The organism is Maribacter huludaoensis, assembly GCF_029350945.1.
Taxonomy (GTDB): domain Bacteria; phylum Bacteroidota; class Bacteroidia; order Flavobacteriales; family Flavobacteriaceae; genus Maribacter; species Maribacter huludaoensis.
Map to the genome: position 1 here is coordinate 717,366 of NZ_JARKMS010000002.1, position 25,932 is coordinate 743,297.

A 25,932-nucleotide genomic window follows, 5' to 3' on the forward strand; every position below is an offset into this window, starting at 1 on the left:
AAAATTTTAATCTGTTTTATGAGATAGTAAAATTGTCGTGACTTCTTAAACTATAAATAGTACGAAAGTTTTAACGCTATATTTTACAATGTGTATTATGTATTCAGGTTTTATAGATTGGAATGTTCATAACATCATTTTTGATGGTAAACCATTTAAATGACAATCAATAAATGAAGAACAATGAGTAATTCTATAGCAAATAATAATACGTTTATTACCCATGATTTTCTTTTGGAAAATCAATACTCGCAAAGGTTATTTCATGACTACGCATCACAAATGCCTATCATAGATTACCATTGTCACTTGCCGCCAGCTGAAATTGCGAGGAATAGACAGTTTAAGAACCTTACAAAAATATGGAATGATGGCGATCATTATAAATGGCGGGCCATGAGAACTTTTGGTATAGATGAAAAGTTTATTACAGGTAATGCTACAGATAGGGAGAAATTTTTACAATGGGGCAAGACTGTACCATATACCCTAAGGAACCCGCTATATCATTGGACACATTTAGAACTTAAACGCTATTTTAATATTGACCTGCTGTTGAATGAAGACACTGCAAATAATATTTATGATGATGCAACAGCAAAACTTCAAACACCTGAGTATAGTTGTCAAAGTCTCATTAATAAAATGAATGTTGAGGTTATCTGTACTACGGAAGATCCTATTGATAGTTTAGATAATCATGTAAAACTTAAGAACAGTCATTTTAATGTAAAAGTGAGCACTGCATTTAGGCCCGATAAAGCTATTGTAATTTCCAGCGAATCTTATCTAGATTATATAGAAAAGTTATCTACAGTAAGTAAGGTTTCTATTAATTCATATAAATCTTTGTGTGATGCGCTCTTGTTACGTTTAGATTATTTTGAGGAAAATGGATGTTCATTGTCAGACCATGGCTTAAGTTACGTTCCGTTTAGAGCGTTTACGGATGCTGAAATTGAAAACATTTTTCAAAAGAGAAGGAATAAAAAGCAATTGACTTTAGAGGAAGATGAGAAATTTCAAACTTCAATCTTATTATTTCTGTGTGAGCAATACCATTCTCGCGGGTGGATTCAACAATTTCATTTAGGAGCTTTACGAAACAACAATGCTAGAATGACCCAAATTCTAGGTCCTGATTCTGGTTGGGATTCCATAGGTGATTATTCGCAAGCCAGAACTCTTTCCAGCTTTTTAAATGCTTTGGATAGAAAAGATAAACTAGCCAAAACTATTTTATACAATCTAAATCCATCGGACAATGAAGTTTTGGCCACTATGATAGGTAATTATAACGATGGTAAAGTAAAAGGTAAAATGCAGTTTGGTTCCGGTTGGTGGTTTATGGATCAAAAAGATGGTATGACAAGGCAGTTGAATGCATTGTCAAATATGAGTCTAATTAGTTGTTTTATAGGAATGTTGACCGATTCTAGGTCATTTCTCTCGTTCCCTCGGCATGAATATTTTAGAAGAATAGTCTGTAACCTTTTCGGACAAGAGATGCAGAGAGGAGAACTGCCAAAAGATTTTGATTTGGTGGGTAAGATAATTCAAGATATAAGTTACAATAATGCCAAAGAGTATTTCAAGTTTTAATTAAAAATGTAGGTCTTTTCTAATCCTGTTAATCTATTTATATGAAAAGTGTTCAAATACTATCGTTCTTTATTTTGGTCATAACGTTTATAGGTTGTGAAATTCAGACCGATGTAAAAACATTGCGTTTGGGACATGGCTTAGATGTTAGCCACTCTGTACACAAGGCAATGGTAAAAATGGGAGAAGATTTATTGGAGCGATCGGGAGGTAGACTAAAGCTTGAAATTTACCCTAGCCAACAATTGGGCACGGAAAGAGAATGTCTGGAACTACTACAAATAGGTAGTTTGGATATGACTAAAGTATCTGTGGGGGTGTTAGAAAATTTTGCCCCCAAAATGAAGGTCCTTGGTTTACCATTTCTATTTAGAGACCGTCAACATTCCTTTAACGTACTTGATGGCCCTATAGGGGAAATGTTGTTGAACGAAGGTGAAAAATATTGGTTAAAAGGTTTAGGGTATTATGATGCAGGCAGCCGTAGCTTTTATACCATGAACAAACCAATAGAAAAACCAGAAGATTTAGTAGGAGAAAAAATACGTGTTATGGAAAGTGCTACCGCTGTAAATATGGTCAAGGCATTAGGTGGTTCGCCAACTCCAATTTCATGGGGTGAGCTTTACACGTCGCTTCAGCAAGGTGTGGTTGATGGTGCCGAGAATAATCCACCAAGTTTTTACCTCTCTCGCCATTATGAAGTATGCAAATATTATTCTCTAGATGAACATACAGTGCTACCGGATGTTTTGTTGATAGGTACTTATGTTTATGATAAATTAAATGAACAAGAGCAGAAATGGTTGAACGAGTCTGTAAAAGAATCGGTAAAATATCAGCGTATCCTTTGGGCAGAAGCTGAGGAAGAGGCTTTGCGTGAAGTTCAGAAAGCAGGGGTAGAGGTAATAAGACCGGATAAATCTCTTTTTGCAGAAAGGGTTTCAGGAATTTTCGATAGTTATAAAGATGATCAAGAAATATATCCGCTTATAAAACAAATTCAAGCAACTAAATAGTTTACTATGCGTAATAAAATAGATTCCGTTTTAGGCAAGACGTTGGTACTTATCATGTCCATCATGGTCATCAATGTGCTCTGGCAAGTTTTTACAAGATATGTCACCGGTAACCCTAGTTCATTTACAGATGAATTAGCGCGCTTTTTAATGATTTGGATAGGTGTATTGGGCGCAGCATATGTTTCTGGTAAAAATTTGCACGTAGCCATAGATATTTTACCTCTTAGGCAAAGTAAACAAACACAAAAAAAGTTAAAAACAATCGTCACCTTTTTGATCATACTATTTGTTTTTTTCGCTTTTGTGATCGGTGGTTCAAGGTTGGTTTATATTTCCTATGTATTAGGGCAACAATCACCAGCATTACAATTGCCTTTGGCAATTGTTTACCTAATTATTCCCATAAGTGGCCTGTTGATTATGTATTACAAAATTTTCGACTTAAAACAAATGAACTCATGATGGAGCATTTACCAATTATCGTTTTAGTATTAAGTTTCATATGCTTACTGTCAATAGGGACGCCTGTAGCTTGGAGTATAGCAATTTCATCTTTATTGACCATGTTGGTGAGTATACCTGCCATGCCGGCATTTACTACTGTATCTCAACGTATGGCAACTGGTCTGGACAGTTTTGCCTTGTTGGCAATTCCATTCTTCGTATTGTCTGGTGAGCTTATGAATAAGGGTGGTATAGCTCATAGGCTCATTGCATTTGCCAAAACTTTGGTAGGTTCTTTTCCTGGTGGTTTGGCATTAATAAATGTTATTGCCGCAATGTTAATGGGGGCCATTGCCGGGTCTGCAATGGCATCGGCATCCGCAATGGGCAGCATTTTGGGACCGGAGATGGAAAAGGAAGGGTACTCCAAGGAATTTGGTGCAGCGGTAAATATCACTTCTGCAACTACAGGTTTAATTATACCACCTAGTAACGTTTTAATCGTTTATTCATTGGCAAGTGGCGGTGCGTCTATTGCCGCGCTATTTTTAGCAGGATACGTTCCTGGTATTATGACCGGTCTATTTTTAATGATCGTAGCCGCTTTTTGGGCAAAAAAGAAGAAGTACAAAGTAGGTAAACGAAGTAGTTTAAAAGAAGTTGGGAAAACATTTATAGACGCTTTACCCAGTCTATTTATGCTGGTAGTGGTAATTGGTGGTATAGTTACCGGTATTTTTACGGCAACAGAAGCTTCGGCCATTGCAGTTTTGTATAGCTTGGTGTTAGGTTTTATTTACAAAGAAATATCCCTACCTAAATTACCTCAAATTTTACTGGATTCTTCAGCTACCACGGCAATTGTTATGTTGTTAATCGGATCATCAATGTGCATGTCATGGGCATTGTCCTATGAAAATATTCCGCAAGATATTAGTACAGGACTTTTAAGTTTAAGTGATAATAAAATTGTTATTCTTTTAATTATCAACTTACTATTATTGTTCGTGGGTATTTTTATGGACATGACCCCGGCTGTTTTGATCTTTACGCCAATTTTTTTACCCGTTGTAACTAAATTGGGACTGGACCCGGTGCATTTTGGAATTATCATGGTGCTCAATCTATGTATCGGGTTATGTACACCGCCCGTAGGTTCTGTTTTGTTTGTTGGGGTAGGTGTGGCCAAAACTACTATTGAAAAGGTGTTTAAACCATTATTGCCGCTGTTTATAGCAATGATAGTTGCCCTTTTCTTGGTCACTTATATTCCACAATTAAGCTTATGGTTGCCAAGCTTGTTCAATTTGTAGAATTATGTGGGTCGCATAAATTGCGCGATTAAAGCTGAAGATAAATAATGAATTTATAGCGTAAAACCTATTTTACCTTGCTTGATGATTTCCTAACGATCAATCTTGCCGGAAGCACAACATTAGTGTTAGTTTTTGTTGCAGCTTTGTTTTCAATTTGTTCCAAGAATACTTTAGCGGCCATCTTTCCCATTTCTACGGGTGATTGGTCTACAGAACTGATAGATGGCTCCAAAAACTGAGTAAACGGCTCATTACTAAAGCCCACTACGCCAACATCTTCAGGTATTCTAAAAGATTTACTTTGTAAAAATTTAACGGCACCTAATAGACCGTTATCGGTAGAAGAGAAAATGGCATCTGGTGGTACGGGCAGTTCCATTAGTTTTTTTGCAGCTTCCTTACCTGCTTCCATAGTGTTTTTTATGGTAATTATGTAATCACTGTTATATGTAATACCATGTTTTATAAGAGCGTCTTTGTAACCTTTAAATCGGTTGCTATAGAGTTCAATATTTTGATTTACGTTAAAATGGGCTATTCTTCTGTATCCTTGATCAATTAAATGTTCGGTGGCATCAAAGCCACCTTGGTAATCATCTATTGTTACCGTGCTAATGCCATCAAACTTTAAAACACGATCAAAAAATATAAACGGTGACGATTTTTTTAAAACTTGATGTAATTGATTTTTATTCTCATTTGTAAAAGAGGTGGAAACTAGAATTCCATCTACCTGCGCATTTATTAAATTCTGTATAATTTTCTTCTCGCGGTCATTCTCTTCATGGGTTTGGGAAATAATAACATGAAACCCCTTAGGATATAGTTCTTCTTCAATACCGCGAATAACGGATGCAAAAAAGTTTTTATTGATAAAGGGTACTACTACGCCAACATTATTGCTCTTGCCACTTTTAAGTGCTACGGCAAGCCTGTTTTGTTTGTAATTTAATTTTTCAGCCGTCTCAAGAACAAGATTGCGCGTTTTTTCACTTATTTTAGGATTGTTGTTCAAAGCCCTAGAAACCGTAGCTGCAGTTATTTTAAGCTCTTTTGCAATATCGTAAATGGTGGCTTTCTTGCTCATAAAAATAGTAGAACGAATTTACGATTATTGAACCAAAAATTCTTTCTGCAAGTGGCTTAAATACTAATTGATACTATATTTTAAAGCAAAAACCTTCTTCTAACTTTTTCTGATACTTGTCTTCATCGAATTTAAATAGAAATGCTCCTTTTTTTGATGAGCTCATATCCTTTTCATTCAATTTTCTTAAAAGGTCAAAAGAATTGAACTTATTTATGAAATTTCTTTTATCCAGTTCAGTATCCAAAATTGCTTCGTACATTTTTTGAAGTTGGCGCATGGTAAACTTCTCAGGCAAAAGTTCAAACCCAACGGGCTTATTGGTAATTCTATTACGCAACAGTGTAATTGCATCTTTCACCATTTTATTATGGTCAAAAATTAAACTGGGCATATCCTTAAGATTAAACCATTTTATAGGATTTTCTTTTAGGAGATCTTTACAATGATGTGCAATATCTATAAGTGCAAAATAAGAAACTGAAATTGTTCTTTCTTTAGGGTCACGATCTACTTTTGAGTAAGAATGAACTTGCTCCATGTAAATATTGTTGAGTCCGGTTAATCTTTTTAATATTCTAGAGGCAGCATCGTTTAGGTTCTCTTTTTGTTTAAGAAAACCACCAATAAGCGACCATTCACCCATTGCCGGTTCAAAATCTCTTTTCACAACTAAAATTTTTAGTTCTTCTTGGTAAAATCCAAAAATAATGCAATCTACGGCAAGCAAGACTTTGTCTTCTTTGCAATATGTATTCAAGACCATGTTTTAATTTTTGTAGGTCTAAAAATAACAAGAATCTTATGAATTAAATTTCTTGAAAAAATAATTGATACTAGATTTTAACCCTACAGTGAGCTATTTATTAGAAGGTTATCTGTATGTAGAAACTTTTTTATTACTAATATATGAGGTGTAATTTTATTGAACGTAAATTTATTTTTTTGTCGATATACTCAGCGGCAACCTTAATTTTTGTCTCTGTTTTCGTGTTAAAAAATAGTACGGAGATTGTCTATATTTTTCCATTTCATGACAAGTTGAAGTAAACATCATAATAAGTAAAAATTATTTTTTTAACATTTAATGTTTATATAATTATATTACTTAACATTAGATTGTTGAATTATTATACAGGTTAAAAAAAGATTGAAAAATTAATAGTTTATTATGTTTTGTTCCTATTGTTTTTATAAACTATTGCAATTAATGATGAGAATATGAAAAGTATAGTAAATGAAGATTTACAAAAAATACTAACTATTAATAGGAGCCATTATGGGCGAACCTCTTTCAATGAGGATGTGGAGTTATTACAGCTTAAGAAAAATGACGGTATAGAGGTAAATATTATTACGTACGGTGGCAGAATTACATCTATAAAAACGTTGGATAAAAAAGGGGATTTAGATAATGTTGTTCTTACTCTTGCAAATTTAGAGTTGTACGAAAATGAAAATCCATTTTTTGGAGCAATAGTAGGGCGTTATGGAAATAGAATTGCCAATGGAAAATTTAAATTAGATGGTGAGAAATATATTCTGGCACAAAATAATGGAACCAATTCTTTGCATGGTGGTGAAAAAGGTTTCGATAAAGTAATTTGGGATGTAGAGGAAGTCAAAGAATCATCAACATTTGTCTCTTTAAAATTAAATTACGTTAGTAAGGATATGGAAGAAGGCTTTCCAGGTAATTTAAAGACAACGGTAACTTACACTTTGCATAATAATAACAGTCTTGATGTTTTGTATGAAGCTACTACAGATAAAACAACCGTTGTAAATTTGACCCAGCATTCGTATTTTAATTTATCGGGAGATTTCACAAAAGCAATTACGGACCATGAAGTAAAGATTAATGCGGATAGGTTTGTACCGGTAAATAATTTGTTGATACCAAATGGAGAATTACAATCTGTGGATAATTCGCCTTTTGATTTTAGGTCTTCAATTAGAGTTAGCAATGCCTTAGATAATCACAACGAGCAAATTAAAATAGCCCGTGGTTTTGATCATTGTTGGGTTTTGAACGGGGCGGCAAAAGGTTATCGTTCTGTTGCCACTGCTTACCATTCTCTAACGGGCAGACTTATGGAGGTTCTAACAGATCAACCGGGAATGCAGTTTTATACCGGTAATTTTTTAGATGGTACATTGCCAATACCAACTGGTGGAGTATATAAAAAGAGAAGCGGATTCTGTTTTGAGACGCAACATTTCCCTGATTCTCCAAATCAGCCACAGTTTCCTAGTACTAGGCTTGTTCCCGGAGAAAAATATGCTACCAAAACAACCTTCAAATTTTCTGTTGTTTAGTCAGTTGCTAGCTTGGTCAATATTTAGCCATTCTCAGAATTTTTGTGTTAAATTTTAATTTCTAATATGTATGTGTTGTACTATTAATTTTGGTTATTGAGGTAATTAGATTCATGAATTCAAAATACATTTAGTTCCATAAAATGAAAAATTATGCAAAAACCAAATAAAAGATTACAAGAACAGACCTGTATTGTTACAGGTTCTAGTGATGGTATTGGTGAAGCGGTTGCCAAAGCAATGGGAATGGAAGGAGCCAATATTGTTGTTAATTATCATAGTAGTAAAGAAGAGGCGGAGGAAGTGGCACATTGGATCAGTGAGAATTCTGAATGTGGAGATGCCATTGTCATCAAATGCGATGTTAGTAAAGAAGATGAGGTGCAGAATATGTTCCAAAAAACGGTATCAAAATTTGGTACTGTTGATGTATGTGTTGCAAATGCCGGTTTACAGTTAGACCACCCTATACATGAAATGCCATTATCTGATTGGCAAAGAGTGATAGACGTGAATCTTACAGGTCAATTTCTATGTGCCAAAGAGGCTATAATAGAATTTAAGAGAAGGGGTATGCGACCTAAAGTGTCAAATTCTTTAGGTAAAATTATACATATGAGTTCTGTACATGAAGTTATACCATGGGCAGGTCATGCTAATTATGCGGCAAGTAAAGGTGGCCTGGTCATGCTTATGCAAACTATTTGTCAGGAATATGGACCAGATAAAATACGTTGTAATTCCATTGCACCCGGTGCAATTAAAACGGATATCAATAAAGATGTATGGAGTACAAAGGAAGGGTGGGAAGGTATGCTAAATTTAATACCGTACAAACAAATTGGTGTGCCCGATGATATTGGTAGTGTAGCAAGCTGGTTGGCATCAGATGAGTCTGAATATATAAATGGAACAACAATTTTTGTAGACGGTGGTATGACCTGTTATCCGGGTTTTACGGCCAATGGATAAAATAAGACAAAAAAAAGCCACCCAATGGGTGGCTTTTTATATTGTTGGTACAATGTTTATTTCATTATAGGAGTATAATCAAACTTTTGTCCGCCTACAGATGCATCGGCCATTAGACCGGCTTTTGGTAATGCAAATACTGCAACACCATCTCTATATTTTGCATTAACAGATACACCGGATTTTAATGCTACCGCTGATGCTTCAGCAGAAAATTCAAAATCACCTTCTTTAAATTCGGCCAAATCTTTCTCGGTTTCAAAGAATATTATCTCGGTAATAGCTTGTCCACCTGCTTGTAGACCTACACTTAGTTTTTTCAGATCGGCCATACCTACCATTTCACCATTTTCATATACAACACCATTACCCGATGCACCACCAATGATAAAACCGCCTTTTCCTACATTAGGGAAAATTACATATCCCGCAGAATTATTGAAAAATTGATCTAGACCAACTTCCATAGTCATTAGTTTTTCTTTGGCATTATCGGCATCCTTAATAATTTTCTTGTCTTTCGTACTTTGGGCATTTACCCCTATCGCTAAAAATAATATGGTTGCGAATGTTATCGATTTTAAAATTTTCATTTGTTCTATTTTTAAAGATTTATAATTTTTTCTTTGATTCAAATTTACGGTCATGGCTCCACGTTCTTTACCTTAATCCCTCTTAGTTTTAGCTCAAATGAATGTTAAGTATTTGTAAATCAGTTAATTGAAAGTTAAAATTTGCTTTAGGATGCTTACATTGAAGAAGTAACTGCCTTAAACAAAACAAATTACGGCTTCAATGTAATTCTTAAAAATTTGTTAATTAATTCTATAAGTTTTATATTCATAAAAGATTTAAAGAGACATGAGATGGCGAATAATGAAAATATAATAGATTCAAAAACTATTGCGAACATGCTAATAGTCTTGGCATTGATGCTTACTGCAATTTATTGCCTGAATAATTACGAAGAAATTGAAAGTGAAGTAAGTTCTGCAATTGTTAGTTCTTTGGTAGATGTGAACAATAGCTTGGCAGAGCATGAAGCACCCCGCAAATAATTAAATTTCCCAACCAATACTAAAATTTTCCCGTTCAATGTAATGGGCAGGTCTGTTTCTAACCAGTTTTTTAACTCTTCTTGCCAACCAGAATGTTAGCAATTAAGGCGCCAACGATCATTATAATTCCCAAAAGACTCCAAAGCGAGTATATATCACCAAACCAAAAAATACCAACGGTTATCGTAAATATTACTTCTATATATTTTAATGGTGCTACCAAATTTGTTTTCGCAATTTGAAAAGCTTTGGTCATGAACACTTGACCAAAAAAGCCAAAAATGCCCAAGCTTGATAATAATAACCAATCAATACCTTTAGGGTTGACCCAATTACGGATACTCAATATACCTCCAATAACGGTACCGGTAAACATGAAGTAATTAACGATAACCAACGGGTGGTCGCCATTACCTATTTTACGTATCAAGACATAGACCAGCCCGCTAAAAATAGATGCTGCCAATACAAGTAATAAGCCAGTAGTATCTATATTTTTATCAAATCCTTTTAAAACCAAAACACCTGCAAACGCAAACAAAAATAAAAACCATTGTATGGGTTTTAGCCTTTCCTTAAGTAAAAATACCGCGAATATAGCGGCATAGATAGGGGCAAGGTATCTTAATGATACCGCCGTGCCAACGGGTAAATATTTTAATGACATAAAAAATAAGCTCATAGCCGTTAATCCTGCTAGGGCTCTATAAATCATATATTTACGATTGTTTCCTAGAATAGGTATCCCTTTTATTAATATGTAAGAGGTACCTAAAATTAAGGAGCCTATAGTTCTAAAAAAGACAATTTCAAATGTGGGGAAATGATCTAAGTATTTTACGAACGAGTTCATTAAGCTGAATGAAAACGTACTAATAATCATAAATAGAATTGCTTTCTTCACGGTCTAGAATTGAATGTGCAAAGTTACTGGGGACAATATGAATAAAGTATCTATGCTATTTAAAATATCTATTTAGCTATAACTTTTATGATAATCTGAAAATTGAGGTAAGAATTATAACTGTTCTATTTTGTTTTGTCGTATCCTTTCAATTTTAGGCAGAATGTTGGGTTATTTAGCCTAAGCATTTTCAGTTATTTTATTGGGTAAAATTTTTATTGATATAGATTGCCGTTTGATTTTTTTAGATCTCTTAACTTGGCATTATAAGATAGATGTGTGTATTTCATTTGTTTCTTAAAATAATACACCGATAATTATTTAATTAATATAAAATGAACGAATTATTATCCTTAAAAGATAAAAATTATGCACTTTCAGGTGGAACAGGAACCTTAGGTGGATCCATTGCCCAATATTTAGTTGAAAATGGTGCTAAAGTTTTATTGTTAGGAAGGTCAGAAGATAAATTAAAGGATAAGCAGAACGAGCTGAATGCGCTTGTACCAAATAGTACATTCGTATTTAAGGTCGATGTCATGAATGAGTCTGAACTTGTTAAGTTGAAGAATAATATAAAAGAAGAATTTAAACACCTTGACGGACTAGTAAACCTAGCTGGCGGTAATATTCCGGGAGCAACCTTAAAGCCAGACCAAACAATTAGGGATATTTCTATGGGTGATACTAGAAAGGTTGTTGATATTAATTTATTCGGTACGGTTATACCAACTGTAATTTTAAGTGAATTAATGGTAGAGCAGGGCTATGGCTCAATTGTTAATATTTCTTCAATGGCCGCAAAACAAACTATTTCTAGAGTTCTTGGGTATTCAATGGCCAAGAGTGCCGTAGATATTTTCACCAAGTGGATGGCCAATGAACTGGCTTCTAAACATGGAGATAAAATTAGGGTAAATGCCGTAGCGCCCGGGTTTTTTATAGGCAATCAAAATAGACGTTTGTTGACCAATGAGGACGGTTCCTTTACCGAAAGAGGTAACAGTATTATTAAAAATACGCCAATGGGTAGATTTGGCGATGCGTCTGAGTTAAATGGTATGGTTCATTACTTGCTTAGTGATGCATCTAGTTTTGTTACCGGTAGTATTTTTGATGTAGATGGTGGCTTTACTTCCTTTTCTGGAGTGTAAATGCAATTTTTAAAGTTTGGCTATTCTTGTAATCGATTACCTAATTTACCATTAATTTTCATGCGCTTAATTTTTTATAGTTTACTTGTTTTCTTCTGTCTTTTAATCTCTTGTAATTCAGGTTATGATGAAACAGAAGTATCTTTAGATTCATATGTTGTAGAGGACGGATTCAACTTAAAGGTTTTGGCGGCAGAACCACTACTTAAAGCTCCTGTTGCCATAGATTTTGATGCTAAAGGTAGAATTTGGGTAGCGCAAATGCCTGGGTATATGAACGATCTTCAAGGGTCTGGTGAAGAAGAACCTTCCGGCAGTATTGTTATTCTTGAAGACTTGGATAAAGACGGTGTCGCAGATCATTCTAAAATATTTATGGATAGTTTGGTAATGCCTCGGGCCTTGGCGCACGTTTATGGTGGTTTACTGTATGCAGAACCTCCATATTTATGGTTCGTGGATATTGAAAATGATAAGCCGGTAAACAAAGTTATGGTTGATTCAATTTATGCGGTTGAAGGTAACCCGGAACATCAGCCAAACGGATTGGAACTGAATATTGATAATTGGATATATAATGCAAAGTCTAATTTTAGATATCGAAGAATTGATGGTGTTTGGAAAAAAGAACCCACGACGTTTAGAGGCCAATGGGGCATTACCCACGATAATTTTGGCCGACTTTACTACAATGATAATTCTAGAATTTTATTGGGAGATTATGTGTTGCCAAATACACTGATAGATAACCAATATTATACACCTAAAGCTAGCGTAGATAAACTATTGACCAATGATCAAAGGGTGTATCCTGCTTTTGCGGGGTCTGTAAATAGAGGGTATGCAAAGGGAGTTTTGAATGCAGATAGCTTACTCGTCAATGCTACGGCAGCTTGTAGTCCATTGGTTTATAGAGGAGGGAGCTTTACTCAATCTTATTCCGAGAATGTTTTCGTATGTATTCCTGAAGGGAATTTGATAAAGCGTTTGCGTTTAAACTTTATGGGAGATGCTACCAAAGCAGAACAAGTTTGGCAGAATAAGGAATTTATAACCTCTTTAGATGAAGGGTTTAGACCGGTAAGCTTAAAGAACGGTCCCAATGGTAGTATGTATGTGGTAGATATGCATAGAGGTATGATTGGGCATCATGCATATATGAGTCCGTATCTACGGGATAAAGCAAAGGCTAAAGAGTTGGATACCATTGTTAACTTCGGAAGGATTTTTAAGGTATCTCATAATAATGCAACTAGTAATTATTTAACGGATTTTGATTCTTTAAATGGTAGTGAATTGGTCTCTTTGCTACAAAGTGATAATGGATGGATTCGTGATCGTGCCCAGCATTTTTTAATCTTTAAGGAGCTGAAAACGGTTATTGACGACGTTAAAGACCTTGCATTGAACAACAAAAATCCTTTAGGTCAACTACATGCACTATACGTTTTGGAAGGCTGGAATGCCTTGTCCTTCGATTTTCTTGTAAGTGTTATTGAAGAAAGTAATAGTGATGTAGCTTCTCATGCTTTGGTGATTATAAAGGATTTTATTTCAGAAAAGTCAATTGAACAGGCAAGTCATATTTTTAAGAGTGCTTTAGATAGGAATGAATTAGGTTTAGATGTTTACCTAGCCAATGTTCTAGGTCACTGGGTTAAAATTGATAAGGATCGATTTCAGCCTTTATTGACCAAAATCTTAGAGCGAAGGGAGCTGAATACCACTGTAATAGATGCTGCAATCAGTGGAGTGGAAAAGGTAGATGCCGTTTTATATAATGATCAGGTCATAAAGAAAAACCTCAAAAACACCCCTTTTCTCAGTAAGCTTGAAAATGCGATAACCAATAGAAAATCTGATAAGAAGAATGCTATTTATACTCGTGAAGTAATACGTGAAGATACGCGTACTAGTGGGTCTAAAATGTTTTTTCAAATTTGCGCCTCGTGTCACGGTGCAGATGGTAAAGGTATTGATGGTTTGGCACCACCACTTATGGGATCTGAGCATGTTAAGAATACAGAGCGTTTGGCATTGATTATATTACACGGGTTGGAAGGTCCTGTTCATGTAAATGGAGAACGTTATGATATAAATTTGGCAATGCCCGGACTTATTAGAAATGAATCTATAAGCGATCAAGATATTGCCAATATTATATCATATGTAACCAATGCTTTTTCTGATCGATCCAGAAGTTTAAGCAACAAGCGAATTAGTGAGTTGCGAAACGTAAAATCATCTACGGGGATGGAGTTTACCGAACCGGAATTACAAGCTTTAGATAAAAAATAGAACTATTTTAAGCTTTTTCTAATTCCCATTTCCAAACCTCTTAATTCAGCTAAACCTCTAAGTCTACCAATGCCAGAATATCCCGGATTGGTTTTCTTTCTAAGGTCGTCTAACATTTTATGCCCGTGGTCGGGGCGCAAGGGCATTCTAGTGTCGTTACGACCAGCGGCTTTTCTTTTATTTTGCTCATTGATCAACGCTTTCATTACCGAGTACATATCAACATCACCTTCTAAATGATTCGCTTCATGAAAATTACCATCGGCATCGCGCTGTGTACTACGTAAATGAATAAAGTGAATTCGGTCTCCTAAGCGGTATACCATGCCCGGTAAATCATTGTCCGGTCTTACACCAAAAGACCCTGTACAAAATGTTAATCCGTTATTAGGGCTATCAACGGCTTTATAAAGATCAACAATATCTTGTTCCGTACTTACCACTCGTGGTAAACCTAAGATAGGAAAAGGCGGGTCATCTGGATGAATACACATACGAATACCCGATGCTTCGGCTACCGGAATAATTTCAGATAAAAATTCAAATAGATTATTCTTCAATTCTTTTGGTCCTATAGCATCATAGGTTGCTAAAATTTCATTGAATTCCTCTAATGTGTACCCTTCTTCTGCACCAGGTAAACCGGCTATTATGTTACCGATAAGCTTGTTTTTGTCCGCTTCTGAAAGCTTTTGGAAATAGGCTTTGGCAGCATTTTTTTGTGTCTCGGTATAAGTGTCTTCCGCTCCGGGTCTTTTTAACAGATATAATTCAAAGGCAGCAAAGGCATTAGCTTCAAACCGAAGCGCGGTAGAGCCATCTGCCACTTCGTAATCTAAATTGGTACGTGTCCAATCTAAAACGGGCATAAAATTGTAGCAAACCGTATCTATGCCACATTGTCCAAGATTGGTAATAGTTTGTTTGTAGTTGTCGTAATAAGTTATATAATCTCCTTTTTGGGTCTTTATTTGCTCATGAATTGGAACACTTTCTACGACCGACCACGTTAAGCCGGCAGCTTCTATAGTGTTTTTTCGCTTCATTATTTCATCTACGGACCATATAACTCCGTTGGGAATATGGTGCAATGCGCTAACAATTCCTGTTGCACCTGCTTGTTTTATATCTGATAACGATACTGGATCATTTGGTCCGTACCAACGCCATGTTTGTTCCATTCTTTTAAATAAATTTCTAAGATAATATATTAGAATTACACATCTTTTATTTCCCAACCAGGCTCATAGGTTCTAGACCATAATTTCATGGCTTCCCTATTAAAAATACGACCTGTAGTTTCATCAACTTCAAATGAATCATCTATTCTAGTAGCTATGTTTGCATAATGTGTTAACATTTGGCTAATAGCACCCTCATCTATAGGAGAGGTTAATTCGGCTTTTCCCCTAATGGCATCAAAGAAGTTGACAGTGTGTAGAGTTGACATATCGCCACCACCACCTAGTGCGGTACCTGCCTCTTCACCGGAAGAAAGGTTTTCTTTAATGAAATTTCCTTTTTGGTCAAATAACTTATAACCGCCGCGATCAATATATGCAGTACCTTCTGAACCTGAAACTATGGTGCCTCTACCATATTTATTGCCAAATTTATGATAGCCGGTTCTACTATTTCCATCCCACTTAATAGTTTTGTTTCCAGCGAATTTAAAAGTTGCTTCCATTGTGTCATACATTTCCCAGCCATCATCTTTATAATGATACTTGCCAGCATCTACAGATACGTGTTTGGGATAGGTAACACCCAATGCCCAACGTGCAATGTCAAGTTCATGGGTTGCATTGTTGCCCATTTCCGCGGTACCATAGTCCCATCCGTACCAATGCCAATTATAATCCCAAGTGTTGTCCGTGTACGCTCTTCTTGGAGCCGGTCCTTGAAAAAGTTCCCAATCCAAACCTTCTGGTGGGTTTGCTTTGGTTTGGTGGGGTACACGACCTCTTGCACTAATATAGAATGCGGTTGCCTTATATACATCACCAATTACGCCGTTATGTATATCTCTTATAATTTCTTGAGATTCTAGGGCAGATCTTTGCTGGTTGCCCATTTGAACTACTTTATCAAATTTCTTTTGATAGGCAACCACCAACTCACCTTCGCGCGGGTTATGGCTACAAGGTTTTTCTAAATAAACGTGTTTGCCGGCTTGCATTGCCATACAGGCACCTGGTGCATGCCAATGATCTGGTGTGGACATAAATATGGCATCAACATTTTTATCGTCCAATATTTTTCTGATGTCATTCTCCAATTTTGGTTTGCTGCTAATTTTAGAGGCTACTTCTGTGGCAGCTTTGTCTCGCTGACTTTTCATTACATCACATAAATAGGTAAGCTCAACATTATTTTTTTTATGTGCTATAGCAGGTATATAGGCACCATACCTTCTACCTAAACCTTGAATAGCTACATGAATTCTATCGTTTGCACCTATTATTTTAGAATAGCTCTTTGCTGTCATCGCATTCGCGGTACTACTGGCTATTGTAGCCCCAACTGCACCCAAAGCTGTTTTCTTAATAAAATTTCTTCTGTTTGAACTCATCGTATTTATTCTTTTGTATTATTTATAGCTCGGATTTTTACATTTTTGAACGATACCAAATCTCCATGGTCCTGTAGTAGTATTTGACCTTGATCCAATTCCCCGAAATTGGGCCACTTGGCATATTTACTTTCAGAAACCAATGTTCTATATGCATCACTTTTTCTTTCATATTCAAGAACTTTGGTCCCGTTTAGCCAATGTTCTACATGGTTGTTTTTAGATATGATATAAGCTGTATTCCATTCACCTATAGGTTTAATGGGTTTGTTTACATCTGCTTGAATTAAATCGTAAAGAGAGCTAACAGTTCTGCTGCCTTCATGGTTTCCTTTTTTTGCATCGGGGTGAAGGTTGTCATCCAATATTTGATATTCCAGCCCAATTGAAGAGCCTTCACCTTTATTGATCTTAGTGTCAACATAGTATTTAATACCACTGTTGGCTCCTGGGGTTAATTTAAAATCAACTTTCAATTCAAAATCTCCATAAAGTTCTTTGGTTACAATATCACCACCTGCGGCAGACTCTTCCCCTCCAGAAGAAAGTACGCTTAGAACGCCATCTTCAATTTTCCATCCTTTCTCAGGGAATTCTTCTAACTTGGCACCTCTCCAACCATCAGTAGTTTTTCCGTCCCAGAGAAGTTTCCAGCCGTCTTTCTTTTCATCTATGGTCAGTTGATTTTTGATAATAATTGGTGTTAAAGGAGAATTTCTTGAGTATTTAGAAACACTATCGGTTATGATTCTTACATTTTTCCAAATAATATCTGTTCCTGCTTTTTGATCTTTGTGTATGCTATGCACTTGTAGGCATATAAAGCCTTTTGCGGTTTTATCATCTATAAGATATGCGGCTGGTACGTCATTTACCCAAGTTTTAATCGTATCACCTATAGCTTCAATTCTATAATGGTTCCAATCGTTTTGCTTAAAGGCTTTTTGTGCAGCGGGATTATCGGTCATAGGGTTTAGCCAACCACGCCTTGACTCATCATAAATACCGCCGCTCCAGGCTCTTTCAGAAGGGTCTATTTCAACTTGATATCCATGTACCCTGCCATCTCTATATGTTGGTATACTATTACTTCTAATTTGAATTCCCGAATTCATGGTAGAATCTACCTTATAGTCTAATTCTAATATGAAATCGCTATACATTTCATCGGTAGTTAAAAATGTATTAGGTGTGTTGTGTGTTGTGGTTCCTACTATGGCACCTTCTTTAATGGCATAGGTTGCATCTCCTCCTAATTTATGCCATCCTTTTAAAGTTTCTCCATCAAAAAGATTCACCCAAGGAGCATCGTCTTTAGGAGTTTCGGCGCAACTAATTAGAAATGTAGCTGTTGTCGCAAGTAATAATTTGGTCTTTAATAGGTGATTTTTCATTTTTGGTATAATTGTGCGATTTAATGCGAAATATATATAATGTAATGGATTACATTATATAAAAATATTAATTTATGTTGCATTTATTGTGTAATTAATAATTTTATTCATTAATTATTCAAATATTATGAAATACTGAGGATTGTTGTGGATAATAAATGTTAAATGTCAAGCAATTGACAATCGATAATGCTCGTAGGTAGATTGTCGCAATTTTTCTCTAAGAGTTAGTAGTTAATGAAGGATGATACTACTATAATGTGGGCAATAGAAATACCAATATATCGGTTATTTTTTAGTTATAAGTTTATAGGAAATAATTATTCCATTTTGTAACTACTAGGTATTAAGTGTTCTTAGGAAGGTTTCTGTTATATTTTCAAAATAAGTAATGTTTAATGGTGATCGCTCTTTACAGATTAATTTATAGCTATTACAATTTACACTATAATGCAAATAATAGAGCCAATAGCAATACATGTTACTTTTATTCCATTATTTTTAGTGAAAGGTAGATTAAAACAGGTTGGGTTTAGATTTCTTAATTAACTAAACTAACTATGAAAGTATTTGTGTAAATGGTTGTCATTATTTAAACCAATAAAAAAAAGCTCCATAAAAATGGAGCTTTTTTTAGTGACCTCGACAGGATTCAAACCTATTGTTGAAAATGCTTAAATCCTGGAGAATCTGCGAAATTTTATTTTTACTGTTGTCTATTTGTTATCTACTTATCTTAAGGTAGTATTTTAAATTACTTCGTCTTTAAATTAAAGATAGAAAAATGTTAGTGTCGTTTTTTGTTAAATAGTCAAATTATCATTGGCACTTAACCCCACCACTAAAAATAAAAACCCTTCTCGTAGTGCTCAATTACGTAAAGGGTTTTTTAAACTAACTCAACACGAACTTAACTTTAATTATTTGGCTTTGGATATGGTTTATTTCTCACCGGATCGCTTAAGCTATGACCTATGCCGTTATTAAAAACATAATTATAATTTCTAAGCCTTTCATTATTGCCTCCTCCAGTTGCCGTGCTAGGCAAAGGTGCAGGTGACCTATTAACATCAATTCTTAGTTGGCTATCTCTTCTAAGAACAATTTTACCATCTTCACCTGGTATTAATGTTTGAAACTCGTAGTTAACGTCACGAACCAATAATGGGTCGTTCTGGGTTATATACGTGGTAATGATATGGTATTGAAGTATTAAGCGTAATACATCAACATCTGCCCTTGCCATAACTTCCGTAGGTGTTTCACCTTCTTCTATATCTGCTGATCCTGTCACTAAGGCGATGATATCACCATTACCTTCAAAAGCATTATTGTTCAGCATTAGAAATGTTCTGCCATTGTTTGCTGTGTTGTATTCGGCTACCATATCAGCGGCCTCTATAGCAGCTTTAAAATAGTTCAGGCCGTCACCGTTCAGGGTGCCATCTTCGTTCAGTTTTAGTACTTGTGGAGTATTAAGGAATTGCCAAGCTGTCATTTCACCATATGGGTCTGTAAGATCAACTTCCGGTTCAAAGACGAAACGCTCTTGTAAATCAATGTCGCATCCTATTAATGCAAACATCAGTAGAAACGTTCCACAAAATTTTAGTGCTTTTATTCTTTTCATTTTGGTGTGTATTTTTTAAGATTTATTTTTTAATACCCTGGTGTTTGTTCCAATAATGGGTTTTCAACTAAATGCTCATCAAATATTGGAAAAAGCAGTCTCTCGTCCGTTAATGTACGGCCACCTGTAAGTGTATCTAAAATTGGGTTTAAAATTTCAAGAGCTCTTCCTGTTCTTCTCAAATCCCACCAGCGTTGGCCTTCGCCCAAAAGTTCTAGCTGACGCTCGTCTAATATAAATAGCTCACGTTCTTGTTCTGTAGCCCCAAATTCAGCCGCTTCAACTAATGGTAGTTGTCTTGCAGTTCTAAATTCATTTATGATTTCCAGGGCTCTTAATTCATTACCAAGTCTATTCTCTACCTCTGCTAGATATAATACAATGTTAGAATAACGGTAAAGAACCATATCACTATCATCTAATGTTTGATTAAAATTTGCCTTATTGTATTTGGCCATTCTAGCATTACCTACTCCCTTTAGTTCAAGATTGGTAATACCTTCTCGTGATAGGTAATATCTGTAATCTCCATAAACAAACTCTTCTTCACCTTCTTCGTTAGTAGTGGTAAGCACTGGGTCAGTGTCAGGATATTTAGTTACCCATTCAAGAGAATCTATAGGAAATTTTTCGCGCCATTTTTGTTCCAGTGCCGGTGATAACGTAAAAGAAGGTATACCTGCAAAGAACAAATTAAAAATACCTGCTCTGTTTCGGTTGCCACTACCTGGCTCTTCGTTTAAGCTGAAACCGATTGACATAATCAATTCAGGACCTTGTTGTATCTTTAATGGACCGGAGCTAGATGGATTAGGTGCAAATGGGTCTATGTTATCGTTTAAAAACAAATTCTGCCAATCTCTAGCACTGGTAACCAAACTGAATTCATTGCTCTCCACAATCTTAAGAAGAGCTTCTTTGGTTTTTATATCATCACCTAAAAAACCATAGACCTCGGCTTGTAGTGCCCAAATACTAGTTAATGAAAATCTATATGGTCTACTTACTATATCCATATTTTCCTCTGCGGCAAGCATGTCAGGTATGATAACTTCATTAATTATCGTATTGGCTTCTGTTCTAGGTCTTTGTAAATCTGGACTAGCACCAATAACGGGTTCAGTGAACAATGGTACGTCTCCCCATACTCTAACCGCTTGGAAATATGCATAAGCTCTCATGGCTTGTGCTTCTGCCAATAATTCCGCGTCAAAACCACTAATATTAGGTACGTTGGCAATTACCAGATTAGCTCTGTTGATCAAATCGTAATAATCGTTCCATCTTAAAACACCTGCATTACCAGAAGTAACGTCGTTGGTAGTAAGCTCAATATTATTTGCGTTGGCACCATCATTTCCATTTATGTAACTATCACCTCTAAATTCTCCCCAATAATAGTGTTTTAACCGAAATGCAGGTTGCATACCGTCGTACATTCCTATTACAGTAGCTAAGGCATCATTATTATTTCTGAAAAAATTATCTGGCGAAATTTCACTGATCGGTGATTCATCAACTAAATTTTCACATGATGATATAGATAGGGCTCCCAACAGAATGGCAACACTACCTATTATATATTTATTTAATTTTCGTAGTTCCATTTTAGTTTATTTAAAATTTAAGATTAAGACCTAGGATTACTTCACGGTCATTTGGAAACCTTAGGTTGTCCACCCCTGGTTGTAACGGATTACCTCTTGTTCCTAATTCTGGATTAAAGCCTGGATAATTGGTCCAAGTAAGCAAGTTGTTACCAGATATATAAAAAGAACACTTTTTAACAAAACCAAACTGCTCTAAAGCTTTTTTAGGCAAGTCATAACCCAGTCTAACAAAACGTAGTTTTATAAAGCTACCGTCAGTTACATAGAAACTATTAGGTCTGTCCCTGTTTTGTGGGACCCTGGTTAATCTTGGATAAACCGTAATGTCTCCAGGATTTTGCCAAGCACCCTCTATACGGTCTGGACCCGGTGTCTCACCTCCTGAGTTTAAATCATTTCTAGCTTCGTCCCAACGTCTCCACGTATCGTTTCCTAAAGTAAAGTCAAACAAAAAGCTAAGGCTTATATCTTTATATTTAAAATCGTTTGAGAATCCACCAAATGATTTTGGTAAACCATTTCCTATGGTCTGTCTGTCTTCGTTTGTTATGACGAAATCACCATCAACATCATCCCAGAAGATATCACCACCTTGGGCAACACGACCGTCATTTCTTATTTGGTTCACATCTCCGGTAAACTCTGATCCGTTAAGGGTATAATTCACAAACTCTCCAGAATTGTCAAAATTAGGTGTCAGCTGAACGCCATCATTTGTAAATGCGTTAGATTCATCATATTGAAAAACCCCTAAGTTTTTAAAACCGTAAATATTACCAATTGGTTGACCTTCTTCAATTAAGTAGTCACCTGATTGAAATGATGTACCACCGAAGAGTTGAGTAACCTCATTTTCTTGAAAACTAATGTTGAAATTACTATTCCAACTAAAATTTTTGGATTGTATGATGCTTCCACCAATATTTAGGTCAATACCTTGATTTCTTACTGCTCCAACATTCTGTCTTATGCCAGAGAAACCAGACTCCTCCGGTAGAGGTACATTGGCCAATAAATCTTTGGTATCTTTTCTCCAAACATCAAAATTTATAGTAAATCTATTCTTGAACATTCCTAAATCAAAACCTAGGTTAGTGGCAACCGTACTTTCCCAACTTAATTCTGGATTTCCTAATCTGGTAGGTGATACTCCGCTAATACCATCGTAAACTGCACCAGGTGTAAAAGCAGATGTAAATTCATAATCCCCAATTCGATCATTTCCGGTTTCACCATAACTGGCTCTTAACAAAAGGTTGTTGATTTTACTATTACTGTTCTTGAAGAACGGTTCATTGCTTACTCTCCACCCAATTGAACCTGAGGGGAAATAACCAAATTCATTGTTGTCTCCAAATCTTGATGAACCATCTCGTCTTAACGTTGCACTTATAAGATAGCGGTTATCAAAGTCGTAGTTGAAACCTCCAAAGAGTGAGTAAAGGTTACTTTTTGTGTTAAAAGTTTGCCCTCCGTTAATACCTATACCATTTGGATCAACATTGTTAAATGTCTGTACGTCTTCTGAAACGAAAAGAGCATTTGAAATTCCAAAATTTTCCTCACTTCTACGAAGTATTTGCATACCGGCAAAAGAGGATACACTATGTTTACCAAAATCTTTATTATAGTTTATAAAATTTTCTTGTTGTATATCATAGTCGATTCTATCTCTAAGGCTACCCAAAGGATTTGTGTTTCTAGGGTTTAAAACCAATAAAGGTTGAAAATCATTATTACGTCTCAATCTAAAGTTGATACCTAATGTAGATTTTATAGAGAAGGACGGAGTAAATTTATATTGAACAGAATTAAAGCTTTGTGCCCTCCACGTTCTTAACTTTAATTGTCTAAGTTGCGCTTCGGCAACCGGATTTTGTCTACCACCAAATTCTGGGGTAAAACTACCGTCCGGTTCAAATACAGGATAATAGGCAATACGTTCAACAAGTTGCTGAAAAACCTGATTTTCATTTAATCCACTAAATTCTTCAAATGATGCGTTAAAGCTTGTACTTAACGTTAGTTTTGTAGATGGGGTGAAATCTAATTTAAATCGGCTATTGATTCTTTTAAAACTACTGTTGATAACAATACCTTCTTCATTTAAAAAACCGTTGTTCCAGTAAGCTTTTAGTTTTTCGCCACCTCCACTTACTGCTACGTTTACCTGATTTCTTATACCAGCCTTGGTAATCAATTCTTGAAGATCAAATGAATTACGGTTTCTAAGACTTAATGAATCTCGTTGCAGTCCTGTGGGATTTTCACGTTGTGCCGCAGTACGTCTTACATCTTCGTAAAACAAGCGTTGTCTGGTATTGGCAACCGGTATAGCTCCGTTTAATGTGTTTATTCCACTTACTACGTTTACATCTATGGTAACATCACCTCTCTTACCAGATTTTGTGGTAATCAAAACAACACCGTTTGCACCACGTGTACCGTAAATTGCAGTGGTGGCACCATCTTTTAAAACCTCAAGGGAAGCTATATCATTTGGGTCTATATTGTCTATATTGTCCAGTTGTTGACCGTCTACTACATATAAAGGTCCCGTACCACCGGCACTAAACGTTGATGTACCTCTTACTCTAATATCAAAACCAGCACCTGGACCTCCGTTACTTGCAATTTGTACCCCGGCCAATCTACCTTGTACACCTTCAAAAGCATTTGAAGGAGTTACCTCGGCAATTTTTTCTGATTTTACAGAACTTAATGAGCCTAATACCTTCTCCCTAGAAACGGATGAATAACCTATTACGACAACTTCATCCAGGGCTTCGGTATCTTCTTCTAATGTCACATTTATGCTAGAGGAATTAACCGTTACATCCTTGGTATTAAAACCAATATAGGAAAAGGTCAATACTCTAGAACCTGGTACTAAATTAATAGTATAATTACCATCAAAATCACTGGACATACCGTTATTTGTCCCTTTTTGTACTACGTTAACGCCGGGCAAAGGTTCTCCGTTAACGTCGGTAACTGTACCTTTTACGGTACTTACCTGTGCAAAAGCTGATGTACTGGTTATCATGAACATGATCATGGTAGCCAATACAGAGAAGGTAGCAATACGCGAGCGTTTGTTACACTTTTTTTTCATTTTGAGTTGAGTTTTGTTAATATTAAATTGACTTAATCTAATTTTTAAGGATTTTTATTAATTATTAACCAATAAAACGACCTAAAAATTATTAGATTCTCAACAATTATATTAACAAGAAGTTGTGAAGGCATCCTGTACTGTACTGTAGGGATGGTGGTAAGAGGCGTCAAAAAAAATAGGGTTAAATCGTTAATTATCTGAAAGTCAAATTTTTAATAATTGTTTTTATAGTCTTGCTGCAAAAAAAATATTAGAGAAGAAAGCATTAAAATAAGGATATGTTATTTAGGGATAAAAATTTGTTTAAACAGAGTGTCTGTCAATAAAATTAAAATCGTTTTTTATTTCTACTCTTTTGTTTTCAACGATCATTTTAGCCGCTTCTTCACCCATTTTTTTAAAGTCTGTACTAATTACGGTTATACCCAATAATTCTTTTAAAGGTGTGTCATTGTAAGATATTATGCCAATATCCTCACCTAGTTTATAATGTCTATCTCTACTTTGTTTTACCAAATTGACTAAATCCGATTCTTCTATTATAATATATAAATCCCCCAATTGTAATTCCATGCTGTCATAAATTTCATCAAGTATTTCGTAGTCCATATCATGTTGAATACAAAATCTCTTAAAACCTGTTACAATACCTTTAGGGTATGGATAAACACCTTTGCTAGGGTATACCAATATGACTTTTTTATATTTTGATAATTTTTCTAATCCGGCGGTAAGGGCATTATAAATATCTTCCGTAAAGTCTTGATATACTCTGCCTGCCTCTTTTGATAAACTCTTTAAATTCCGGTCCATAATGATCAGCTTTCCATTTGGTATGGAATGAATTGCTTTTAAAATATCATCGGTACAACCCATATGCTGAAGATTTTCATTTTTAAAATGAGGCATTATAACATAGTAATCGTATAAGTTTTTTTTATTTTCAATTATGTTGCTAAATACTAAAGGTTCACAGTGGTAAATATCTAAATCTACATGGGTATTCGCATCTAGACTATTTACAAATGAATTGAAAATTCTCATTTTGTAAGTACTTAACTTATTAATAAGAAAAAGCACTTTTGCTTTTATGGTTAGATCTGTTTTTGATATGTAATACCCTTTACCTTTTACCGATATAATTATATTTTGTTCTTTTAATAGACCGTAGGCTTTTTCTACCGTATCTCTAGAGAGTAGGTATTCTTCGCTTACCTCGTTAATTGAAGGGATTTTTTCTCCCATACTCAATACACCTTTATGGATGCTATTGATTATAGAGTCCATAACTTGTTTGTATTTAGGAATACGGGATTCAGTGTCTACATAAATATATTCAAGTTTTTTCAAGTTGTGCGGTTTTAGTTTTATGACCTAAATTAGGGTATATACAGAATTAATCAAATTCAAACTTATGTAATCTTTTTGGCTT

At 35.3% G+C, this 25,932-nt stretch carries 20 protein-coding genes; 9 read left to right on the forward strand and 11 right to left on the reverse strand.

Annotation, left to right across the window (positions count from 1 at the left end; translation table 11 throughout):
- Positions 1 to 183: 183 nt before the first annotated feature.
- The 4 genes from uxaC to PXC01_RS08270 are packed head-to-tail and all read left to right on the forward strand — an operon-like array spanning position 184 to position 4,381.
- Entirely contained in the window at positions 184 to 1,602 is a 1,419-nt protein-coding gene (uxaC, locus tag PXC01_RS08255) for a glucuronate isomerase (protein WP_276471808.1), read from the forward strand.
- Positions 1,603 to 1,643: 41 nt separating this feature from the next.
- The gene (locus tag PXC01_RS08260; protein ID WP_276471809.1) at positions 1,644 to 2,621 is read left to right on the forward strand and encodes a TRAP transporter substrate-binding protein; all 978 of its coding nucleotides are present in this window, start codon (positions 1,644 to 1,646) and stop codon (positions 2,619 to 2,621) included.
- 6 nt (positions 2,622 to 2,627) lie between these two features.
- Positions 2,628 to 3,086, forward strand: coding sequence for a TRAP transporter small permease (locus PXC01_RS08265; RefSeq protein WP_276471810.1), 459 nt, complete (start codon positions 2,628 to 2,630; stop codon positions 3,084 to 3,086).
- On the forward strand, positions 3,086 to 4,381 hold the full coding sequence (locus PXC01_RS08270) for a TRAP transporter large permease (protein WP_276472129.1): 1,296 nt from the start codon (positions 3,086 to 3,088) through the stop codon (positions 4,379 to 4,381). Before PXC01_RS08265 ends, PXC01_RS08270 begins: the two co-directional genes overlap by 1 nt.
- Positions 4,382 to 4,448: 67 nt before the next feature.
- On the opposite strand, the gene PXC01_RS08275 is transcribed toward PXC01_RS08270, so the two are convergent.
- Positions 4,449 to 5,471: a LacI family DNA-binding transcriptional regulator gene (locus PXC01_RS08275; protein WP_276471811.1), complete on the reverse strand. Its 1,023-nt coding sequence runs from the start codon at positions 5,469 to 5,471 to the stop codon at positions 4,449 to 4,451.
- Between the two features lie 73 nt (positions 5,472 to 5,544).
- Complete coding sequence (locus PXC01_RS08280) at positions 5,545 to 6,237, reverse strand: NUDIX hydrolase (protein ID WP_276471812.1); 693 nt, start codon at positions 6,235 to 6,237, stop codon at positions 5,545 to 5,547.
- A gap of 455 nt (positions 6,238 to 6,692) precedes the next feature.
- Between PXC01_RS08280 and PXC01_RS08285 the strand changes: the two genes are divergently transcribed.
- Together PXC01_RS08285 and PXC01_RS08290 are read left to right on the forward strand one after the other, a co-directional pair.
- On the forward strand, positions 6,693 to 7,790 hold the full coding sequence (locus tag PXC01_RS08285) for an aldose epimerase family protein (protein WP_276471813.1): 1,098 nt from the start codon (positions 6,693 to 6,695) through the stop codon (positions 7,788 to 7,790).
- A 153-nt stretch (positions 7,791 to 7,943) separates the two neighbouring features.
- Positions 7,944 to 8,762: a glucose 1-dehydrogenase gene (locus PXC01_RS08290; RefSeq protein ID WP_276471814.1), complete on the forward strand. Its 819-nt coding sequence runs from the start codon at positions 7,944 to 7,946 to the stop codon at positions 8,760 to 8,762.
- Between the two features lie 56 nt (positions 8,763 to 8,818).
- Here the strand turns inward: PXC01_RS08290 and PXC01_RS08295 are convergent, their stop codons facing one another.
- A complete protein-coding gene (locus PXC01_RS08295) occupies positions 8,819 to 9,355 on the reverse strand; it encodes a lipid-binding SYLF domain-containing protein (RefSeq protein ID WP_276471815.1) in 537 nt (178 codons plus the stop codon).
- Between the two features lie 273 nt (positions 9,356 to 9,628).
- Here PXC01_RS08295 and PXC01_RS08300 point away from each other — a divergent pair, with 273 nt between their 5' ends.
- Positions 9,629 to 9,820, forward strand: coding sequence for a hypothetical protein (locus PXC01_RS08300; protein ID WP_276471816.1), 192 nt, complete (start codon positions 9,629 to 9,631; stop codon positions 9,818 to 9,820).
- Positions 9,821 to 9,890: 70 nt separating this feature from the next.
- Here the strand turns inward: PXC01_RS08300 and PXC01_RS08305 are convergent, their stop codons facing one another.
- The gene (locus PXC01_RS08305; protein WP_276471817.1) at positions 9,891 to 10,724 is read right to left on the reverse strand and encodes a DMT family transporter; all 834 of its coding nucleotides are present in this window, start codon (positions 10,722 to 10,724) and stop codon (positions 9,891 to 9,893) included.
- A gap of 335 nt (positions 10,725 to 11,059) precedes the next feature.
- On the opposite strand from PXC01_RS08305, the gene PXC01_RS08310 reads away from it, so the two are divergent.
- Both PXC01_RS08310 and PXC01_RS08315 read left to right on the forward strand, forming a co-directional pair.
- On the forward strand, positions 11,060 to 11,878 hold the full coding sequence (locus PXC01_RS08310) for an SDR family oxidoreductase (RefSeq protein ID WP_276471818.1): 819 nt from the start codon (positions 11,060 to 11,062) through the stop codon (positions 11,876 to 11,878).
- A 60-nt stretch (positions 11,879 to 11,938) separates the two neighbouring features.
- A complete protein-coding gene (locus tag PXC01_RS08315) occupies positions 11,939 to 14,176 on the forward strand; it encodes a DUF7133 domain-containing protein (RefSeq protein WP_276471819.1) in 2,238 nt (745 codons plus the stop codon).
- Between the two features lie 2 nt (positions 14,177 to 14,178).
- Here PXC01_RS08315 and uxuA read toward each other — a convergent pair whose 3' ends face one another.
- The 7 genes from uxuA to PXC01_RS08350 all read right to left on the reverse strand — a co-directional run bounded on the left by uxuA (position 14,179) and on the right by PXC01_RS08350 (position 25,850).
- On the reverse strand, positions 14,179 to 15,357 hold the full coding sequence (uxuA, locus tag PXC01_RS08320; RefSeq protein ID WP_276471820.1) for a mannonate dehydratase: 1,179 nt from the start codon (positions 15,355 to 15,357) through the stop codon (positions 14,179 to 14,181).
- Between the two features lie 35 nt (positions 15,358 to 15,392).
- Positions 15,393 to 16,748, reverse strand: a complete 1,356-nt coding sequence (locus tag PXC01_RS08325; RefSeq protein WP_276471821.1) for a Gfo/Idh/MocA family protein — start codon at positions 16,746 to 16,748, stop codon at positions 15,393 to 15,395.
- A gap of 5 nt (positions 16,749 to 16,753) precedes the next feature.
- Positions 16,754 to 18,142, reverse strand: a complete 1,389-nt coding sequence (locus PXC01_RS08330) for a 3-keto-disaccharide hydrolase (protein WP_276471822.1) — start codon at positions 18,140 to 18,142, stop codon at positions 16,754 to 16,756.
- A 916-nt stretch (positions 18,143 to 19,058) separates the two neighbouring features.
- The gene (locus PXC01_RS08335; RefSeq protein ID WP_276471823.1) at positions 19,059 to 19,772 is read right to left on the reverse strand and encodes a hypothetical protein; all 714 of its coding nucleotides are present in this window, start codon (positions 19,770 to 19,772) and stop codon (positions 19,059 to 19,061) included.
- A 29-nt stretch (positions 19,773 to 19,801) separates the two neighbouring features.
- Positions 19,802 to 21,379, reverse strand: a complete 1,578-nt coding sequence (locus PXC01_RS08340) for a RagB/SusD family nutrient uptake outer membrane protein (RefSeq protein ID WP_276471824.1) — start codon at positions 21,377 to 21,379, stop codon at positions 19,802 to 19,804.
- Positions 21,380 to 21,389: 10 nt separating this feature from the next.
- On the reverse strand, positions 21,390 to 24,497 hold the full coding sequence (locus tag PXC01_RS08345) for a SusC/RagA family TonB-linked outer membrane protein (RefSeq protein ID WP_276471825.1): 3,108 nt from the start codon (positions 24,495 to 24,497) through the stop codon (positions 21,390 to 21,392).
- A gap of 306 nt (positions 24,498 to 24,803) precedes the next feature.
- Entirely contained in the window at positions 24,804 to 25,850 is a 1,047-nt protein-coding gene (locus tag PXC01_RS08350) for a GntR family transcriptional regulator (protein ID WP_276471826.1), read from the reverse strand.
- Between the last annotated feature and the right edge of the window lie 82 nt (positions 25,851 to 25,932).

Bases quoted from the DNA above. Each gene is read 5' to 3' on its own strand.
- PXC01_RS08295 (WP_276471815.1), bottom strand. From the start codon at position 9,355: ATGAAAATTTTAAAATCGATAACATTCGCAACCATATTATTTTTAGCG.
- PXC01_RS08315 (WP_276471819.1), top strand. From the start codon at position 11,939: ATGCGCTTAATTTTTTATAGTTTACTTGTTTTCTTCTGTCTTTTAATC.
- uxaC (WP_276471808.1), top strand. From the start codon at position 184: ATGAGTAATTCTATAGCAAATAATAATACGTTTATTACCCATGATTTT.
- PXC01_RS08280 (WP_276471812.1), bottom strand. From the start codon at position 6,237: ATGGTCTTGAATACATATTGCAAAGAAGACAAAGTCTTGCTTGCCGTA.
- PXC01_RS08290 (WP_276471814.1), top strand. From the start codon at position 7,944: ATGCAAAAACCAAATAAAAGATTACAAGAACAGACCTGTATTGTTACA.
- PXC01_RS08265 (WP_276471810.1), top strand. From the start codon at position 2,628: ATGCGTAATAAAATAGATTCCGTTTTAGGCAAGACGTTGGTACTTATC.
- PXC01_RS08285 (WP_276471813.1), top strand. From the start codon at position 6,693: ATGAAAAGTATAGTAAATGAAGATTTACAAAAAATACTAACTATTAAT.
- PXC01_RS08310 (WP_276471818.1), top strand. From the start codon at position 11,060: ATGAACGAATTATTATCCTTAAAAGATAAAAATTATGCACTTTCAGGT.
- PXC01_RS08270 (WP_276472129.1), top strand. From the start codon at position 3,086: ATGGAGCATTTACCAATTATCGTTTTAGTATTAAGTTTCATATGCTTA.
- uxuA (WP_276471820.1), bottom strand. From the start codon at position 15,357: ATGGAACAAACATGGCGTTGGTACGGACCAAATGATCCAGTATCGTTA.
- PXC01_RS08325 (WP_276471821.1), bottom strand. From the start codon at position 16,748: ATGAGTTCAAACAGAAGAAATTTTATTAAGAAAACAGCTTTGGGTGCA.
- PXC01_RS08260 (WP_276471809.1), top strand. From the start codon at position 1,644: ATGAAAAGTGTTCAAATACTATCGTTCTTTATTTTGGTCATAACGTTT.
- PXC01_RS08300 (WP_276471816.1), top strand. From the start codon at position 9,629: ATGGCGAATAATGAAAATATAATAGATTCAAAAACTATTGCGAACATG.
- PXC01_RS08335 (WP_276471823.1), bottom strand. From the start codon at position 19,772: ATGAAAAGAATAAAAGCACTAAAATTTTGTGGAACGTTTCTACTGATG.
- PXC01_RS08330 (WP_276471822.1), bottom strand. From the start codon at position 18,142: ATGAAAAATCACCTATTAAAGACCAAATTATTACTTGCGACAACAGCT.
- PXC01_RS08275 (WP_276471811.1), bottom strand. From the start codon at position 5,471: ATGAGCAAGAAAGCCACCATTTACGATATTGCAAAAGAGCTTAAAATA.
- PXC01_RS08340 (WP_276471824.1), bottom strand. From the start codon at position 21,379: ATGGAACTACGAAAATTAAATAAATATATAATAGGTAGTGTTGCCATT.
- PXC01_RS08345 (WP_276471825.1), bottom strand. From the start codon at position 24,497: ATGAAAAAAAAGTGTAACAAACGCTCGCGTATTGCTACCTTCTCTGTA.